This is a genomic window from Colwellia sp. SU-HH01217 (assembly GCF_057543495.1).
On record NZ_BAAJLX010000009.1, the window covers coordinates 22,137 to 38,719 of the forward strand.

Below are 16,583 nucleotides of genomic sequence, written 5' to 3' on the forward strand. Positions count from 1 at the left end.
CCTTCTAGATACAACGACTATTCTCGGGGGAGTATTCTTATGGCTATTGCGATTAGTCAACCATCAAGTTCATTAAGCGTTATTGATCAACTCACTAGAAAGCGTGATGAAAATGATGAAAAGGTTGCCTCGGGTAAGCGCATTAACCGTGCTGCTGATGACGCTGCAGGTTTACAAATAGCTAACCGCTTAACGTCGCAAATTAATGATGCTGCTCAACGAAGCTTTAATGCCCAAGACGATGTAAATATTAATAAAGTGCAAGGTGCACAGCTGTCCTCTATTGATGAAAGTCTGCAACGTGCAAACGTTTTATCTGTTCAATCTTCCAACCCATTAAGTGATAACAGTGCTATTCAAGGTGAGTTAGATCAATTATCAGAAGAGATAAATACTATTGCAGAGGAAGTATTAGGAACTTCAGACTTTTTAACAGGTCTTGATGCCAACGATCCCGTTGCCACCCAAACGGCTATTGAAGAAGCTTTTAAAACCATTAACGAGTCTAATGCCGCCTTAGGCGCTGAAAGTAACGCATTAGATAGTCAAGTATCTACTTATCAGGCCTCCGTGGTCAATGTTAGTGCCTCTCGCTCGCGTATCCAAGACACAGATTATGCCAAAACCACAGCAGAGCAAGAACAATTAAATACGTTACTACAAGCAAGCCTGCTTAATAAAAAAGATGAAGAATCTCGCAAAGGACTTTTAATTAATAAAGTGGTTTAGTGATATAAACTCCCTTCACGGCAGTTCGCAATTGTTTATTGAGTTTTAACTTTGCTCACGTACAATGTCATTACGTTAAAATAGACCCGTCCTCCATGCTCATATCAAGCCATTTTAAAGCCGCTTGGTGGCTTACCAATCGTCATATGCAAACCATTGCAGCAAAATGGTTAAGACGCAATGAAAAGCTTAATACGCTTATTGAAACAATCGAGTTGCCTGATGGTGATTTTATAGATATTGCTTGGACCGAAAAACCCCAAGCCGATATTAGCCAACCTATAGTAGTTATTCTTCATGGTTTAGAAGGCTCTGTTGATAGTCACTACGTTAAAGGTATGTTAGCCACACTAAAGCAAAAAGGCTGGATTGGTGTACTAATGCACTTTCGCGGCTGTAGCGGACGAGCCAATCGTCAAGCAGCAGCTTATCATTCGGGTGACACACGAGATATTACTTATCTAGCCACTATATTAAAAAATAAGTATCCGCATTGTCCTTTATTTCTCATTGGCTTTTCTTTAGGAGGTAACGTTGTTGCCCGGTATATAGCTCATAATGTAGATAATCCATTTACTGCTGCAACCATAGTGTGTGCTCCCTTGCATTTAGCAAGTTGTAGCCAACGCATTAATCAAGGTTTTTCAAAGCTATATCAATATTATTTAGTTAACATGCTTAAAAATAGCACGCAATTGAAAATAGACTCGCAACTTATTACGACAATAAATGCTACTGCATTAAAAAAAGTTAAAACAATGAAAGAGTTTGATCAATTAGTTACAGCTCCCATTAATGGTTTTAAAGACGCTGACGATTATTATCATCAAATGAGTGGTTTAAATAATTTAACCTCTATTGATCAACAGTGTTTAATTATTCATGCCATTGATGATCCATTTCTCAACCATCAGGAGATTATAAGTAATGAGTTATTGCCTCAAAATATCACCTTTGAGCTGACCGAAAAAGGTGGTCATATGGGCTTTATTACTGGCAACAACCCGCTCAAGCCAATTTATTGGCTTGAAGAACGTATTCCTACATTTATCGAGCAATTTTTATGATCATACCCACACAATCGTTAGCCAACGAAACGTTAACCGCAATTATTGAAGAGTTTGTTTTACGTGAAGGTACTGAATATGGTGAACAAGACGTGAATTTAACAGATAAGATAGCACAAATTAAGCTGCAATTAACCCAAGGTAGCGCGGTGTTAGTTTATTCAGAACTTCACGAAACGGTAAACATTTTACCAAAAGAGCAGTTTTTGCAAAATGAGCCTCATGAATAAATTATAGCGATAAAAAAACGGTGTTAATTACACCGTTTTTATCGTAAATATTTCAATAAACTTACTTTAATTTAGCTTCTTTAGCAGCTGTTTCTTTATTAAAGCTCACAATAAAGCTAACAGGTACTGCGTTACTGATACTAGGCAGTTTAGCTAACTCTTTTAATTTGTTAACGCCTTCTTCTAAAGCGAAGTTGTTTGCATACAACAAAATAGGCTTAAGACTAGAAACAACAAAACTCTCATTGCTTAATTTAGCAATAACCACTTTTACAGCCGCGGTGTGTACTCTACCGTGAAGACTAATATCTCCGGTTAGTTCAATCATGTCAGCACTGCCAACCGCAATGTTATTAAATTTCTCCATGTCAACTTGCGCATCAAAGTTGGCTTTTGGGAAAACGTCTGTGTTAAACAAAAACTTTCTCATTCGTTCATCACGAACAACTACATTAGTGTCAACGCTGAGTAAGTCTATTGAAAAACTTACTTTACCACTTTCATCAAATGTACCACTGAGTTGATTAAAGTGATGCACCTCAGCTACATTACCATTTTTAATTGAAATAAAGCTTAATGAAGATTTATCATTGTCTAATTGCCAAGCACTTAAGGCAGGGAAAGCGACAAGGCTAATAAAAAATAAAAATAAACGCATAAGAGATCCTATTGACTTAAAGGAGAAATAATAGAGCAACTACCAAGCTGCTCGGTGTTTTTTAATAATATCTTGCCATGGAAAATTTTGTGAGCCTAAACTAATAAAATCAGGATTTAACAAGCTTTCTCGCTTATTGTAACTCAGCGGTTGAAATTCACTATCAATAATATTACCGCCAGCTTGTTCTAAAATACATTGGCTTGCCCCTGTATCCCACTCACCAGTTGGTCCTATTCTTAAATAACAATCCGCACCACCTTCCGCAATTAAACAATTTTTTAAAGAACAACTCCCTAATGCAACATATTCAAAATTCATTTTGTCGTTAAGGTATTGTCCCATTAAATTTAGTTGTTGACGTCGGCTTATCGCCACTTTTATCGCTTTATCATGATGATAATCCGCAACTTGTATTTGATGACTTGCTTGGGAGTTGTCTTTAAAAGCTCCTAATTGCTTTTGGCCGTAATACGTTAAGCAATGATCAGGGGCATGGATTACTCCAATGGTTGGCCAGCCATTTTCAACTAACGCTATATTGACAGCAAAATCGCCACTACCAATAATAAACTCTCCGGTACCATCAATAGGATCAAGTAACCAATATCGCTCCCAATTCTTGCGCTCACTTAACGGAAGTGCACCTACTTCTTCAGAAATAATAGGAATGTCAGGGGTAAGCGTTTTTAATTGATCCATCAAAATATCATTAGAAGCAATATCAGCGCTGGTCACTGGGCTATCATCTTCTTTCATTTGTGCCGTGTAATTACCTTTTTGGTAATATTTCATCACTTCAACACCCGCTTTTTTAGCACTGTTAATGGCAATATTTAGCAGTTTCTCGTTACTCATAACGAATCTCTCAAGTGGTTATTTGGCTTTTGATTAATGGAAGATGTAGGCAAATTATTCGCAAAATGATCACGAATTAACATCAAAGCGGCAATACTACGCGCTTCGTTAAAGTCTGGTTCATCTAGTAATGCGAGGTAATTATCGAGTTGCCACGGTACAACTTCTAATGGCTCAGGTTCGTCACCTAATAGTTTTTCTTCATACAGATTTTGTGCAAGGAAGATGGTCATTTTTGCATTAAAAAAAGCTGGTGCCATCATCACTTCCCTGATCGGCGTTAATTGTTGAGCGCCAAATCCAACTTCTTCTTTAAGCTCTCGGTTTGCAGCTTCAATGGCTTGCTCCCCTTCATCAATTAAGCCTTTAGGAAAGCCTAACTCGTAACTGTGTGTACCTGCGCAGTATTCTTTAACCAGTAACATAGTGTGCTCGTCAAGCATGGGCACTATCATTACAGCGCCACGCCCTCCTCCTTTCATTCGCTCGTACTGGCGTTGCTCACCATTGCTGAAAGTAAGGTCGAGTTGTTCAATACTAAAAAGACGACTTTTTGCCACCTGATTTTGAACATTAATTATCGGTAATTTTTGCTTCCGTGTCATTATTTGCCTGTCGCAAGTACTGATAGCCATTAGCATAAATGGTATCATTTGATATAACACTATAATAGGCTCCTTTTTATTAAAAAATCTATGTTTGATTAGTTAAAATTGAAACTGTTTCGTTATATATATAAATGATTGACTAACAAACGCTATTTCTACAACCAGACAAGATAAAAACAAAAGCCAAGGCAACGCCTCTCTACATTTAATTTTAAGGGATAATTAATGATTAATTGGTCAGCAATACAAACCGTTCTACTCGATATGGATGGCACTTTACTCGACTTAAATTATGATAACGAGTTTTGGCAACAGTATATTCCACAAATCTTAGCGAAAAAAAATAAGATCTCGTTATCGCAAGCCAAACAAGAGATGGCTTCAAGATATGACTCTGTACAAGGAAGAATACAATGGTATTGCCTAGATTATTGGCAAAAAGAATTAGATTTACCTATTTTAGAATTAAAACATGAGATAAGTCATTTAATAAAAATGAGACCAGACACTATTCCATTTCTAGACGCGTTAAAAGACGCCGGAAAAAGAGTGGTTTTAGTCACTAACGCACACCCTGACTCCTTAAGTTTAAAAATAGAAAAAACTCAACTCAATGAGCATATTAGCGAGTTGATTTCTTGTCACACTTTTGGTGTAACCAAAGAAAGCCAAGACTTATGGCGACAACTTCAAGAGCATTTACGATTTGATAACACGTCAACTTTATTTGTTGATGACTCCCAACAAATTTTACTTGCTGCCAAAGAGTTTGGTATTGCGCACTTAATGGCTGTCGCAAACCCTAGCAGCCAAATACCAACTAAAAATATCGATGGCTTTATTAATGTTTCAGATTACCGCACACTAATTAATGATATAAAGTAGTTCACTAAAAAAATGATGATTAACTTTTCACGTTATTAAATAACTACATTTAAATGACTCAATAGACAATGAGGTTGCATGAACCTAAACCAGATTACATTACCTGTAAACGATATGGAAAAAGCCGCAGCGTTTTATTTAACATTAGGTTTTATTCAAATTGTTGATACACCTCATTATGCTCGTTTTGAATGCCCAGAGGGAGGTTCAACTTTTTCACTTGCTCTACAAACCGAGCAATTTTTCAATGGTGTGGTTATTTATTTTGAGCATAAAGAACTAGATCAATGGGTATCAAAGTTAAAAGCGCTCGGTATTAAATTTGATCAAGAGCCAACAGATCAAAGTTATCTGTGGCGTGAAGCAATATTGCACGATCCATCTGGCAATAAAATTAAGCTTTATTGGGCAGGAGAAAACCGACTCAACCCACCCTGGCGAGTGGATAAACGTGTTTAGCAACTAATTCAATAAGAGCCTTTACCGCGAAAAGCGAAAGTCATTTAAAATCGTCGCCATCAACAACTTCAAATCACACTGGATGTTAAAATCCTAAACGATATCGACCTTGATTGTCAGATTTACCTAGAAAAGGTAAAACATTATAAAGCTTTTCTGGAAAGTTTTTAGTCGGCGTTAAATAACCGTTACCACTAATTCTTTTAGGTCTTACATAGGCAGTAAATGAAATACCCAAATCATTTTTTTCATCAATAATCGCAGTCAATGCACCTTGTTCGCAACTTAACTTAGCGGATAAGTTACCTAAAGCAACTGTTTCATTTAATGCCGTAACCGATGTTTTGCTCCAATGTATATCGCCTTGCACAGTTGAACAAATAGGTTTACCGATAACAAATTTATCCAGAGTAATATTCACGTCGCCACTCGCCTCTAAGGGAATAGGTGAAGGCATTCTTTGAGCAATTGTATTGGCTGACAATAAAATATCAGCATTGTCGATAGTAATATCGGCTAAAAAACCCGAAGCGGTCAGCGTGCCTGATGGTCCACGAGCAAAAGGATCACCAAATTTAAGTGCCACTTTAGGGTCCATCATAACTAACGACCACACACTCAAATCGGCTTCAATATCAACAAGGGTGACTTCTGGATGTACTAACTCATCAATGCTCATCTGCCAAATAGTACCTTTAACACCATGAACACTCATTGTTTTTGGTAAGTTAACAAAATTAAAAGCAAAATTAGCTGGCGTTAACGCAATAACAAACACTAAATAAATGCTGAAAAAAATGGCCCCTAATGCAAACTTCTTTTTCATACCGCCTTCCTAACTAATGTCTTCAAAAACTCTATCACGGGGTTATTCTCTTTTATGGCCAATACTATTAATAACAAGTTAAATAACACAATTAACCTTTGCCTAATTGTAATCGTCGTACATTCACAACACCTGACTGTTCAGTGCTACTTAAATCAATACCTTTAACTTGCAAGCCTTCGTTTACTGACAGCTGCTCAAGCCATTTCAATAAATGTTTAAATGAAACCTCGTCAACCCAAACTTGCAATTCATCACCTTGGGGCTGCATACGCGTTACCGTAATTTGGTTATTTCTAGAGGTACGATTAACAATACTCGACAAGCTACCGCCTCTACTTTTTGACGGACTATTTTTACTTAAATGCTTAAAACGAGCTGTATTTTCGTCTACCCAAGATAAAAGCGCTTGTTGTCTTGCTAGCTTTTTTTCAGCTTTGGTCAGATTTTCGTTTAATGGTTGCCAAATCAAATTGTAGAGAATAAAAATACCAATCACCACTCCCATAATCGACACTAACTTTTGCTCTTGATTACTGAGTTGTTTCCACCAATCTTTCATGATCTACCTCCTTGAGCACTACGTTGACTATTCGCATTTTCGGAGATACTAAACGATCCTGACACTTCATCACCTTGGTTATTTTGAGCCCCTTGATTAACACTCAATTTTGTTTTGAGTACTTCATTCTTAAATTTTTCAAAATGCTGATAATCACTTGCCACGGCTTGAATTCTTATTTCTTGGCGTTTACCGTCAAATTTAAGCGATTCAGGTTTAAGCTCTGGCACAGCTGAAAATGCAGGACGAATTTTCGACAGCATAGATAAAAAGCCAGCTTGGTTATCACCGCCACCTACTTGTGATATTTGACGCTTAAGCTGAGACTTTACTGTATTTATTCTCACTTTCTGTGTGTTAGGAAATGCGCTTTTATAGCTGCTGACAATTTGCTGTTCAACGGTTTCAATCTGTGCTGTTAATTGTAAAAGCTTACTGCCTTTTGCTCCAACCGTTAATAGTAAGGCAAACACAGCAAAACCTGCCGCCCAAAGCCAGTTCGCTAATACAGGAGAGCGTTTCTCTTTATATTGAAACTCGCCTTGTCTTAAATTAAACGATTGTTTTTGTCCATGTTCAGTTAATAACGCTAAAGGTAGTTCTTCTGGCATGGTTTGAATATTTAGCTCGCTCGCTCCACACGGCAGTGAAGAATAAGCACAAAATGAAAAGTCATTCACCTCGTCAGTATTAACATTTGCTTCGCTTTGCACATCACTATTTTGCATTCGATTAATGAGTTGACGACTAACAACGGGCCAAGCAGGAAAATCAATAGTCATACCTTGCCAAGCACTTTGGCGAATAATAATTTGCTCGTCTAGCACAATAGCACTACAACCGTTTTCAATAAGCGGCATAGCCAATACGTCTGGCAGCATTTTATTACAATGAATATCAGCATCGCTTAACCATTGTAGCCATTCTTGCATCAAGCTTCTGTCTACCGCAGCGGTATGGCAATTATTGCTAGTTTCCTCAGTCGATGACGCGGTATTAACTTCTGCGTAAGCAAAAAACAACTGCTCTACATCTTGTGCTAATTCCTCTTCTAGCATGTAGGGTACGGCTAAGCGCATTGCTCTTGCAGACTTACTTGGTACCATTAAGCTTTTTAGTACAACATCGCAAGCAGGTACAAAAACAGTCACCGCCCTAGTATGGGCTTTTTGTGTTAATGCGGTTAATTCACTAGCATTAGCTAGCTCACCACTGGCAATAATTTCTTCATCAGCAGACGATTTAATAAGCCAATGAATATTATCTTCTGCTTGGCTACCAATGCGAATGTATAAGGTTTCAGCCATCAGTTATGTCCTATGGTGCGACTAATCACGGTAATGTTGGTGTTATTATCTATTTTCATAATGGAATTAAGTGCAAAGTAACTGCTATTAAAGCTCGCCGTTGTTTTAAGTGTAAAGTATTCGCTATCAACAACAAACTGATCTTTTATCTCGTCAGTTAACTTTACCTTACTCATTTCAGGTAATATAAAAAAATCATTGGCATCTTTAAAGCCATCTTCTTCACGTGCCGAGAGTATTTGACTCGCATCATCAACACTTATTTTAAGCAGAGCCTGCAATAATTCTGGTTGATCTGGGCTAATGGTATTAATGTTAATTTGATGTTTTGCATCATTTGGCAATACGCAAACATAGGGTTTAATTGCATTAATTACTGGTACAGTAAAATGAGCCACCACACGTAATTCTTCAACACTGGCGAGATAGTTATTGGCAGGTAGATAAGGAAAAGCTAAAGAAGCGTAATCGTTATCTTCCGCTCCGCTGGCACTTGACAGTGCACTGTTTTCATCTAACCAATCGGTTAAGGCATCGCCCATCGACTCTGCTTCAAACTGGCCAATGTTATCAATATTTAAAGCAACAATTAATTCTTCTAATGCCTCTCTTGCAGGTACTTTATTTTTACTACCGCCCTTTTTCTCTTTGTTTTCTGCTTTTAAGCCATTTAAATTCAAGCAAGCTTGTAAATCAGATATTTCACCTGTTATTTGACCAAAATCAACAGGATATGATGTCTCACCTTGTGCCCAATTTTGCCCTAAATTAGTATTTTCGGGATCGTCTTTAAAGTCTGTCGCTAAAACACGCTTAGCAAAAGCTTCTGCGCCCATAGCATACCAATATGCTTGTTGGTTAAAGGTGATATTGGCGGTTCTTTGCATTTGTAATTGCAAACGAGCGGTCATTTCTGTTGCCAAAATAGCCGCCAACGCGACAATTAATAACACAGTAATCAAAGCAACGCCTTGTTGATTTGAGCTTCTCGTGCTTGTTAATGTCTTAATATTTGGCAGGGTATTTTGCATTAAGAACCCACCTTAGTTTCTGGCGTTCTCGATGAGTTATTATTGTTTGAAGAGCGATTATTATTAGAATCGTTATTATTATTTCTTGCGTCTGGTTTGGCTTGTAGATCATCACCAGCAATTAAAAATTGGCGACGCACTAGTCCGTAATCTGCTAGCGTTAATTCAATGGCAATTGCTAATGGAACTTTATTATCGGTTAACTTTTTTTGCCATTTTTTACCGTCATAAAATTCGAAAGTTAACTCTTCTACATCAGTTATTAACGGTCTTATTTTAGGCTCTTCACCGACCACTGCATCAACAAAGTTGAAATGTAACCGTTGTAAAACACCGTCGTTCAATTGATAAGCCACCGATTGCATATTACTACGTGGTAGCAATAATCCTGGATTGGTCCAACCGCTGCGGACAAAACCTAAGGTTTCATTGTCGGAATCAAAATTACTGTTAGAGGTGTAGATAAACTCTTTTAATGGCGCTTCGCCATTCATACGAATACTTCGGCGAGACAACTGCAATAAATCGCGTTCAATTAGCAAAAACGCCCGTTGTAACTCGTTTTGTCGCTTACTTGATAATTGCGATCTTTCGTCGGCACTTATTATGGTGTCGAACAAGGTAAAACTCGACAAGCTAATAATCGAAAAGATAGCAATTGCTAATAACACTTCGAGCAAAGTAAAACCATTAGGCATTAACTTGGATGAATTCTTTATTTTAGCTAAAGGCAAATAAATCATTATTTATCTGCTTTAGAGACATAAGTCATTAAACTGGTGACGAGTTGTTTATCATCTTCTGTACGGCGCACTTCAATAATAATTGCGCGCATATCTTTGTCTGTAGTTTTAATGACTTTTTGTTGCCAATACCATTGTCTTTCGGCCATTTCAACTTGGCCTTTCTTTTTATCTTTAGGAGGCCAACTCTTATCTAAGTGACTACTTACTAACTGGTTAGAGGCTACCCAATTAGCCACCATCTTTTCTTCTAAATGACCAAGATTATTAAAATTATTACCTGCAGCGCCTAACAATGCGACACCTGCTATGGCAAAAACGGCCATCGCTAATAACACTTCAAGTAAGGTAAACCCTTTCACTGTTTGAGTCATTTTATTCATCTTCAACATCAAGTTTAGGCCCCTCAACTTTGAGCGGTATGCTGTAGAATCCGGTGACACGGTATTTAGGGGGTTCTTGATCGTAGTAACTGTCTGCCGTTATATCGTCATTAAACGCAAAGGTTAAACTAAAGGGACTGATATCGCCGCCAGAGAGAATAAAAATTTGTGGAAAAAGTTTTTTCTTGCGCTTGTTTTCTGAACTGTTATTGGAGCGATTATTATTGTCGCTTTGATTTTCTTCTTCTCGGGATTCTTCTTCGTCTTGCTCGTAACGATCAAATCCACTTTCGTCTTCATCTTCTTCATTAGTAAAGCCACTTTCTGCGAGTAGCTCAGTACTAAATAATAGCGGCTCTTCGATTGGTAGATCTTCTAACGCTAACGTAATTTCAATACCTTCAGGTAAAGTTGTTTGAACCAAAAGTTCATTTTCGCCAACATCTGTCCAACGAATACCGTCATAAGCTAAAAATTGATAACTGGTCTTATCAACCAATACACCCAACTCGACATTATTGAGCATTGAATACTCAGCAGCCACATTAAAAATACCAGCAAATCTCATGCTTTCTTGTTTAAGCAACTGTTCTTTTTTATCACCGCCCGCATTAAACTGAATATAGGTCGCCATTATGCCGATAAGCATAATAACCAGCATCATTTCAATCAGCGTAAAACCATTTGATTTTACGCTAAATAATTGGCGACTTTTAAACTTAGCATTCATAAACGGGGGGCAAAATTAGTGTAAAAACCACTAAAATTACTGATAGTCGCCTAAATTCCAGTTACCAATATCATCTTCTGTACCTGGTTCACCGTCTGGCCCCATAGAAAAAACATCCATTTTGCCATTTTCCCCTGGGTTTAATAATTGATATTCATTGCCCCAAGGATCGTTAGGTAAACGTTGTACATAACCTCCTTCAGGAAAACGACGTGGCTCTGGTTCCATACTCGTTTGAGTGACTAGCGCATCAAGCCCCTGCTCGGTAGTTGGATAATCATAATTATCCATTTTGTACATTTTTAATGAGGTCTCTAATGCGCCAACATCGGAAACAGCTTTTTGCACATTCGCACGATCTTGACTGCCCATTAAGTTAGGGACAACCATGCTGGCAAGAATACCAATAATAACAACTACCACCATCATTTCTAAGATGGTAAAGCCGCGACTTTTTACCTTGCTGTTACAAACGCCTTGATTCATCTTTATTTTCATAATCCAATTCCTAGGTTTTCTTAAAATTAAAAGGTAAATTAGCAGTGCTTATCCACTGACCAAAGTATTAAGTTGTAAAATAGGCTCTAAAATGGCGACAACAATAAATAGTACAACAATTGCCATAGATACCATTAATGCTGGTTCAAATGCCTTAAGAGATATACTAATTAAAGCTTCAAACTCTCGGTCTTGATTGTCGGCCGCACGACCAAGCATATGCTCTAGCTCTCCACTTTTTTCACCACTAGCAATCATATGTAGCATCATAGGAGGGAAAAGTTTTGTTTGCTCTAAAGCAACTCGCAAACTGGTGCCTTCTCTCACTCTGTCTGAAGCGTCTTTAATGCATTTTTTCATGTAAATATTATCGAGGACATCGCCTGATATTTTCATACTCTCTAATAGTGGTACGGCGCTGGCCGTTAAGATGCTCAGTGTGCGAGAAAATCGAGCTGTATTTACGCCTTTTACCACTTTGCCAATAGCGGGGACATTAAGGAGCTTTTCATGAAAAAGTAATTTAAATTTAGGCTTTTTAAGTAGTTGACTAAAAACAAGTAATAACCCTGCAAAACCCAGCACTAAATACAAACCGTAGGCTTGTAAAAAGTCACTACTGGCGATTAAAAACTGGGTTGTACCCGGTAAGTTCTCACCCATATGTTCAAATTGGCCAACAATTTTAGGTACTACTTTGGTTAGCAAAATCGCAATAACCCCTATTGCAACGACCGTCATAATGATGGGGTAAACCAAAGCCTGTATCAGTTGAGAGCGCATTTGTTGGCGCTTTTCTGTGTAATCAGATAAACGGTCAAGCACTTTATCTAAATGGCCTGATTTTTCACCGGCGGCCACCATAGCGCGAAATAAGTAATTAAACACTTGAGGGTATTCCGCCATGCTTTCAGCTAAAGCATAGCCTTCGGTAACTTTAGTGCGCACCGCCATGATCATGCTTTTTAAACTGTTTTTTTCGCATTGTTCAGCAACCGCCATTAACGATTCTTCAAGAGGTAAACCTGAAGCAACTAAAGTTGCTAGTTGGCGGGTTATTAAGGCCAACTCACTCGACGAAACTTTTCCGCCTTTTATTTTACCCTTGCTGAATTTTTTTCCGGCACTTTTCTTCGCTAAGCTTGCGACAACCTCGGTTGGCATTAACCCTTGTTCGCGTAAGCTGTTACGCACTTGTCTGGCGGTATCGCCTTCGATAACACCTTTTTTTATTTTGCCGCGGCTGTCTACTGCCTGATAATCAAATGCTGCCATAATCTTTGCTAATCTTCCCGTGTAACACGTAAGACTTCTTCTAACGTTGTCATGCCTTCCATCACTTTATCGAAGCCATTACGTCTAATACTTGGAATTGATTTACGTAAATATTTCTCAATAGCTTGTTCACCTTTTCCATTGTGAATTAACTCTCTTACTTTTTCATCAACAGGTAGTAACTCATGAATACCCGTACGGCCACGGTAACCTTTAAAGTTACACTCACTACAACCAACCGCTCGATAAATCACTTGTTGGTTATCTTGTGGTAAACCTAAAAGATGGAGCTCTTCTGCATCAGGTAAATGGCTTTCTCGACAATGTTTACACAGTGTTCTCACTAATCGCTGAGCCAACACACCCAATAAACTGGACGATAATAAAAACGGCTCTACACCCATATCTTCCATACGGGTAATTGCGCCTGTCGCGGTATTGGTATGCAGTGTAGATAATACCAAATGTCCGGTTAAACTGGCTTGTACAGCAATTTGCGCGGTCTCCAGATCTCGAATTTCACCTATCATTACCACATCAGGATCTTGACGTAAAATCGCCCGCAGTCCTCGAGCGAAGGTCATATCCACTTTAGTATTGACTTGGGTTTGCCCTATGCCTTCAATGGCATACTCAATGGGATCTTCAACCGTTAAGATGTTTCGCTCTTTGGCATCGATTTGCGTCAAACCTGCATACAATGTGGTACTTTTACCAGAGCCTGTCGGCCCGGTAACTAAAATAATGCCATGTGGTTTTTCAATAAGAGATGAAAATAACTGTCGATTGATGTCCGTCATACCAAGATCTTCTAAATCAAGGCGTACTGAATTTTTATCAAGTAAACGCAATACTACACGTTCGCCATGACCTGTTGGCATAGTTGACACCCGAACATCGACCGCTCGACCACCAATTTTCAATGAAATACGGCCATCTTGTGGAATACGTTTTTCCGCAATGTCTAACTTGGCCATGACTTTAATTCGCGATACTAATAATGAGGCTAGTTTGCGGTGCGGTTTTAATACTTCCCTTAACACACCATCAATACGAAAGCGTATTTGCAAAGCATTTTCGAATGTTTCAATATGAATATCAGAGGCATTTTCTTTAATCGCTTCGCTGAGCATGGCATTAATTAATTTGATGATTGGCGCATCGTCTTCGTTTTCGAGTAGATCTTCGCTTTCAATCATTTCATCGGCAAGTGAATATAGATCGACTTCATTACCAATATCTTCCATCATTTGTTGCGCTTCAGAAGAATCTCGTTGATACGATTCAGTTAATAGCTGCTCAAATTCATCTTGGCTTAAAAAGTCAAAACTAAACGGCCGTTTAAGTATACGGCGCGCTTCTAATATTACTGCTTGGCTAATATCCGACAAACAATGCAGAATATAACCACTGTCATCTTTACTGAGTAAGACATTAAATCGTTTAGCAAAACCAAAAGGAAATTGCACCTGACCAGTCACCTGAGGAAGAATTTCATCCTCAGGTAGTTCTTCAATGGCCGATGCGGTTTGCAAGATTTCTACTTCTGCTGAAATTTCGCTTTCAGTTGGCTCGGTTAAATCAGTCATCGCTATTGGTTTGGCTTAATATCAATAGGTTTAAGGTCTGACGGTTGCACGTTATCGCCCATCTCACTTTCGGTCTCAGGGATATCACCGTTAATATATTCATCAAAAGATGGCGGTAAGGTTAATTCATCGTTCCACTTAGGTAAAATAGGTAAGTTCTCATCTTTCATTAACGACAAGCCTTCTTCTTGTTTACGTATTTCGTCTGCACGAATGTAGTTATATTTCTCTTTCGACATATCACGCATCATTTGATTATCAGTGATAATCGTCGGCTTAATAAAGACCATTAAGTTACGCTTACGAGTACTATTACTAGTAGACTTAAATAAGTGACCAATAATTGGAATATCTCCCAATAGCGGCACTTTTTGCACACTCTCTTGTACATCTTCGTCAATTAAACCACCAAGGATAATTGTTTCGCCTGAGCCTGCCATTACTGTGGTTTTAATCTCACGTTTATTAATACCAATATCAACACCTGTGGCGCCACTGACCGACGAAACTTCTTGTTCAATCATTAACTGTACACCAGAGCCTTCATTAATTTGAGGAGTGACTAATAACTTAATACCCACTTCTTGACGTTCAACCGTTTGGAAGGGGTTGTTGTTATTACTACCTGCGGTAGAGCCCGTTAAAATAGGAACCTCTTGACCCACTAAAAAGTAAGCTTCTTCGTTGTCTAGCGTAGTAATGCTTGGCGTTGCAAGGATATTGGCATTGGTGTCTTGACTGACCGCTTGAATGATTGCGCCCCAGTCATTTTTCATGACTCCAAACATCATACCGCTCACCGAGCCTAGTGCTTCTGCGATTAATGAATAATCACCTCGAGTATCAGGTTGGTCTGGATTCACTGTCACTGAACCATCAACAGCGGTAACTGTAGAGCCTTTTGTTCCAGGTATACTTTCTGCTGCAATAGCACCTGCTGCAACATTAGTAATAGACGCAGGACCATTAGTAAATTGGGTAAAACCACCTTGCTCGTTATACCATTGCACACCTAAACTGACGCCATCGGTTTCGTACACTTCAACAATAATCGCTTCAATGTGCACTTGTGCCCGTGGCTTATCTAGTTGACGAATAACCGCCTCTAACGATCTTAACATGTCAGGTTGTGCGGTAATCACTAGGGTATTAGTCGATTCGTGAGCATCTATGCTGATGTTTTTCTTTGCAGATCCTCTTTGAGGAGTTTTAGTGCCGTTTGCTTCCGATTCGATTGACTCACTCACACCTTTAAGCACTTTAACTAAGTCTTCGGCTTTGGAATATTTTAACGAGTAAACACGCGTGTTTCCGTTGGTTTCTAACTCACCGTCTAAGCGTGAAATTAGTCGAGCTATACGCTCTCTTGCTTTTATTTCACCGCTGATAATAACGCTGTTAGTTCGCTCATCTTCTACAATCTTTGGAATTAAAAATGTCGGGGTTGATGCACCTTTACCACTCGTTGACTTATTCATAGCTTCGATGATGCGTACCATTTCACCCGCAGATGCATATTCGAGCTTAATAATTTGTACGTCTTGATCGCCTGCACGATCTACCTTTTCAATAATTCTAACAAGACGATTAACCACCGCAGCTGTACCGGTTAGCATAATAACATTGGCAGGATCGTAGTTAACTACGTTACCGCCACCGGCTTGGTCTGATAACTGACGCAATAAAGGGACTAACTCTCTTACCGTCACGTTTTTAACTTCTACGACTCGGGTAACCATTTCATCGCCGATACCTGGGTTTTTATCGCCAACAACAGGAATAGCAGCCGTTTTTGCGTCTTTATTACGAATAACTTTTATAATGTTGTTATCCATTTTTACCGCAGAAAAGCCATAAACTTCTAAGACATTTAAAAAGAATTGATAATATTGATCTTCGGTGAGTAAATCATAACTGCGCACATTAACTTTGCCCCGAACATTTGGGTCAACAATCATGGTTTTTTTCAGATTTTTTCCAACAATATTAACAAACTCAGTAATTTCAGTATTTTTAAAATTGGGAGAATAATTAGCCGCACTCGCAGCAGCACTAAACAATACGCAATTCACCATTGTCGCTGTAAAAATGCTTGGCATCACGCCACTTATCGAACCGATACGGCGTTTATTGCTAAGAAAAACT

The 16,583-nt window shown here is 38.6% G+C and carries 19 protein-coding genes; 5 read left to right on the forward strand and 14 right to left on the reverse strand.

What is annotated here, in order from left to right; translation table 11 throughout:
- The first annotated feature begins 39 nt into the window (after nt 1–39).
- The 3 genes from AC27G3_RS11905 to AC27G3_RS11915 all read left to right on the forward strand — a co-directional run bounded on the left by AC27G3_RS11905 (nt 40) and on the right by AC27G3_RS11915 (nt 2,026).
- The gene (locus AC27G3_RS11905) at nt 40–729 is read left to right on the forward strand and encodes a flagellin (protein ID WP_487121806.1); all 690 of its coding nucleotides are present in this window, start codon (nt 40–42) and stop codon (nt 727–729) included.
- A gap of 95 nt (nt 730–824) precedes the next feature.
- Nucleotides 825–1,796 (forward strand): hydrolase, encoded by a 972-nt coding sequence (locus tag AC27G3_RS11910; protein WP_487121808.1) that lies wholly within the window; start codon nt 825–827, stop codon nt 1,794–1,796.
- A complete protein-coding gene (locus AC27G3_RS11915) occupies nt 1,793–2,026 on the forward strand; it encodes a YheU family protein (protein ID WP_487121810.1) in 234 nt (77 codons plus the stop codon). Before AC27G3_RS11910 ends, AC27G3_RS11915 begins: the two co-directional genes overlap by 4 nt.
- A gap of 61 nt (nt 2,027–2,087) precedes the next feature.
- Here AC27G3_RS11915 and AC27G3_RS11920 read toward each other — a convergent pair whose 3' ends face one another.
- Genes AC27G3_RS11920 through nudE form a run of 3 tightly spaced genes read right to left on the reverse strand, consistent with a single transcriptional unit; the run spans nt 2,088 to nt 4,147 of the window.
- On the reverse strand, nt 2,088–2,684 hold the full coding sequence (locus AC27G3_RS11920; protein ID WP_487121812.1) for a YceI family protein: 597 nt from the start codon (nt 2,682–2,684) through the stop codon (nt 2,088–2,090).
- A gap of 39 nt (nt 2,685–2,723) precedes the next feature.
- On the reverse strand, nt 2,724–3,542 hold the full coding sequence (cysQ, locus tag AC27G3_RS11925; protein ID WP_487121814.1) for a 3'(2'),5'-bisphosphate nucleotidase CysQ: 819 nt from the start codon (nt 3,540–3,542) through the stop codon (nt 2,724–2,726).
- Complete coding sequence (gene nudE, locus AC27G3_RS11930) at nt 3,539–4,147, reverse strand: ADP compounds hydrolase NudE (protein WP_487121816.1); 609 nt, start codon at nt 4,145–4,147, stop codon at nt 3,539–3,541. The genes cysQ and nudE overlap by 4 nt, the downstream gene beginning before the upstream one ends.
- A gap of 228 nt (nt 4,148–4,375) precedes the next feature.
- Here nudE and yrfG point away from each other — a divergent pair, with 228 nt between their 5' ends.
- On the forward strand, nt 4,376–5,035 hold the full coding sequence (gene yrfG, locus AC27G3_RS11935) for a GMP/IMP nucleotidase (RefSeq protein ID WP_487121818.1): 660 nt from the start codon (nt 4,376–4,378) through the stop codon (nt 5,033–5,035).
- A 78-nt stretch (nt 5,036–5,113) separates the two neighbouring features.
- A complete protein-coding gene (locus AC27G3_RS11940) occupies nt 5,114–5,494 on the forward strand; it encodes a VOC family protein (RefSeq protein WP_487121820.1) in 381 nt (126 codons plus the stop codon).
- Between the two features lie 85 nt (nt 5,495–5,579).
- Here AC27G3_RS11940 and AC27G3_RS11945 read toward each other — a convergent pair whose 3' ends face one another.
- The 11 genes from AC27G3_RS11945 to gspD form a co-directional block, all read right to left on the reverse strand.
- Nucleotides 5,580–6,320 (reverse strand): type II secretion system protein N, encoded by a 741-nt coding sequence (locus tag AC27G3_RS11945; RefSeq protein ID WP_487121822.1) that lies wholly within the window; start codon nt 6,318–6,320, stop codon nt 5,580–5,582.
- A gap of 91 nt (nt 6,321–6,411) precedes the next feature.
- Entirely contained in the window at nt 6,412–6,882 is a 471-nt protein-coding gene (gene gspM / locus AC27G3_RS11950) for a type II secretion system protein GspM (protein WP_487121824.1), read from the reverse strand.
- A complete protein-coding gene (gene gspL / locus AC27G3_RS11955; protein ID WP_487121826.1) occupies nt 6,879–8,189 on the reverse strand; it encodes a type II secretion system protein GspL in 1,311 nt (436 codons plus the stop codon). The genes gspM and gspL overlap by 4 nt, the downstream gene beginning before the upstream one ends.
- On the reverse strand, nt 8,189–9,220 hold the full coding sequence (gene gspK / locus AC27G3_RS11960) for a type II secretion system minor pseudopilin GspK (protein WP_487121828.1): 1,032 nt from the start codon (nt 9,218–9,220) through the stop codon (nt 8,189–8,191). Before gspK ends, gspL begins: the two co-directional genes overlap by 1 nt.
- On the reverse strand, nt 9,220–9,963 hold the full coding sequence (gspJ, locus tag AC27G3_RS11965; RefSeq protein WP_487121829.1) for a type II secretion system minor pseudopilin GspJ: 744 nt from the start codon (nt 9,961–9,963) through the stop codon (nt 9,220–9,222). Before gspJ ends, gspK begins: the two co-directional genes overlap by 1 nt.
- On the reverse strand, nt 9,963–10,337 hold the full coding sequence (gspI, locus tag AC27G3_RS11970; RefSeq protein WP_487121831.1) for a type II secretion system minor pseudopilin GspI: 375 nt from the start codon (nt 10,335–10,337) through the stop codon (nt 9,963–9,965). Before gspI ends, gspJ begins: the two co-directional genes overlap by 1 nt.
- Nucleotide 10,338: 1 nt before the next feature.
- On the reverse strand, nt 10,339–11,076 hold the full coding sequence (gspH, locus tag AC27G3_RS11975) for a type II secretion system minor pseudopilin GspH (protein WP_487121833.1): 738 nt from the start codon (nt 11,074–11,076) through the stop codon (nt 10,339–10,341).
- Between the two features lie 36 nt (nt 11,077–11,112).
- Nucleotides 11,113–11,574: a type II secretion system major pseudopilin GspG gene (gspG, locus tag AC27G3_RS11980; RefSeq protein WP_487121835.1), complete on the reverse strand. Its 462-nt coding sequence runs from the start codon at nt 11,572–11,574 to the stop codon at nt 11,113–11,115.
- A 48-nt stretch (nt 11,575–11,622) separates the two neighbouring features.
- The gene (gene gspF / locus AC27G3_RS11985) at nt 11,623–12,849 is read right to left on the reverse strand and encodes a type II secretion system inner membrane protein GspF (protein ID WP_487121837.1); all 1,227 of its coding nucleotides are present in this window, start codon (nt 12,847–12,849) and stop codon (nt 11,623–11,625) included.
- A gap of 8 nt (nt 12,850–12,857) precedes the next feature.
- Nucleotides 12,858–14,438, reverse strand: a complete 1,581-nt coding sequence (gspE, locus tag AC27G3_RS11990) for a type II secretion system ATPase GspE (RefSeq protein ID WP_487121839.1) — start codon at nt 14,436–14,438, stop codon at nt 12,858–12,860.
- A 2-nt stretch (nt 14,439–14,440) separates the two neighbouring features.
- On the reverse strand, nt 14,441–16,537 hold the full coding sequence (gene gspD, locus AC27G3_RS11995) for a type II secretion system secretin GspD (RefSeq protein WP_487122014.1): 2,097 nt from the start codon (nt 16,535–16,537) through the stop codon (nt 14,441–14,443).
- Nucleotides 16,538–16,583 lie beyond the last annotated feature (46 nt).

Bases quoted from the DNA above. Each gene is read 5' to 3' on its own strand.
- AC27G3_RS11905 (WP_487121806.1), top strand. From the start codon at position 40: ATGGCTATTGCGATTAGTCAACCATCAAGTTCATTAAGCGTTATTGAT.
- AC27G3_RS11910 (WP_487121808.1), top strand. From the start codon at position 825: ATGCTCATATCAAGCCATTTTAAAGCCGCTTGGTGGCTTACCAATCGT.
- AC27G3_RS11915 (WP_487121810.1), top strand. From the start codon at position 1,793: ATGATCATACCCACACAATCGTTAGCCAACGAAACGTTAACCGCAATT.
- AC27G3_RS11920 (WP_487121812.1), bottom strand. From the start codon at position 2,684: ATGCGTTTATTTTTATTTTTTATTAGCCTTGTCGCTTTCCCTGCCTTA.
- cysQ (WP_487121814.1), bottom strand. From the start codon at position 3,542: ATGAGTAACGAGAAACTGCTAAATATTGCCATTAACAGTGCTAAAAAA.
- nudE (WP_487121816.1), bottom strand. From the start codon at position 4,147: ATGACACGGAAGCAAAAATTACCGATAATTAATGTTCAAAATCAGGTG.
- yrfG (WP_487121818.1), top strand. From the start codon at position 4,376: ATGATTAATTGGTCAGCAATACAAACCGTTCTACTCGATATGGATGGC.
- AC27G3_RS11940 (WP_487121820.1), top strand. From the start codon at position 5,114: ATGAACCTAAACCAGATTACATTACCTGTAAACGATATGGAAAAAGCC.
- AC27G3_RS11945 (WP_487121822.1), bottom strand. From the start codon at position 6,320: ATGAAAAAGAAGTTTGCATTAGGGGCCATTTTTTTCAGCATTTATTTA.
- gspM (WP_487121824.1), bottom strand. From the start codon at position 6,882: ATGAAAGATTGGTGGAAACAACTCAGTAATCAAGAGCAAAAGTTAGTG.
- gspL (WP_487121826.1), bottom strand. From the start codon at position 8,189: ATGGCTGAAACCTTATACATTCGCATTGGTAGCCAAGCAGAAGATAAT.
- gspK (WP_487121828.1), bottom strand. From the start codon at position 9,220: ATGCAAAATACCCTGCCAAATATTAAGACATTAACAAGCACGAGAAGC.
- gspJ (WP_487121829.1), bottom strand. From the start codon at position 9,963: ATGATTTATTTGCCTTTAGCTAAAATAAAGAATTCATCCAAGTTAATG.
- gspI (WP_487121831.1), bottom strand. From the start codon at position 10,337: ATGACTCAAACAGTGAAAGGGTTTACCTTACTTGAAGTGTTATTAGCG.
- gspH (WP_487121833.1), bottom strand. From the start codon at position 11,076: ATGAATGCTAAGTTTAAAAGTCGCCAATTATTTAGCGTAAAATCAAAT.
- gspG (WP_487121835.1), bottom strand. From the start codon at position 11,574: ATGAAAATAAAGATGAATCAAGGCGTTTGTAACAGCAAGGTAAAAAGT.
- gspF (WP_487121837.1), bottom strand. From the start codon at position 12,849: ATGGCAGCATTTGATTATCAGGCAGTAGACAGCCGCGGCAAAATAAAA.
- gspE (WP_487121839.1), bottom strand. From the start codon at position 14,438: ATGACTGATTTAACCGAGCCAACTGAAAGCGAAATTTCAGCAGAAGTA.
- gspD (WP_487122014.1), bottom strand. From the start codon at position 16,537: ATGCCAAGCATTTTTACAGCGACAATGGTGAATTGCGTATTGTTTAGT.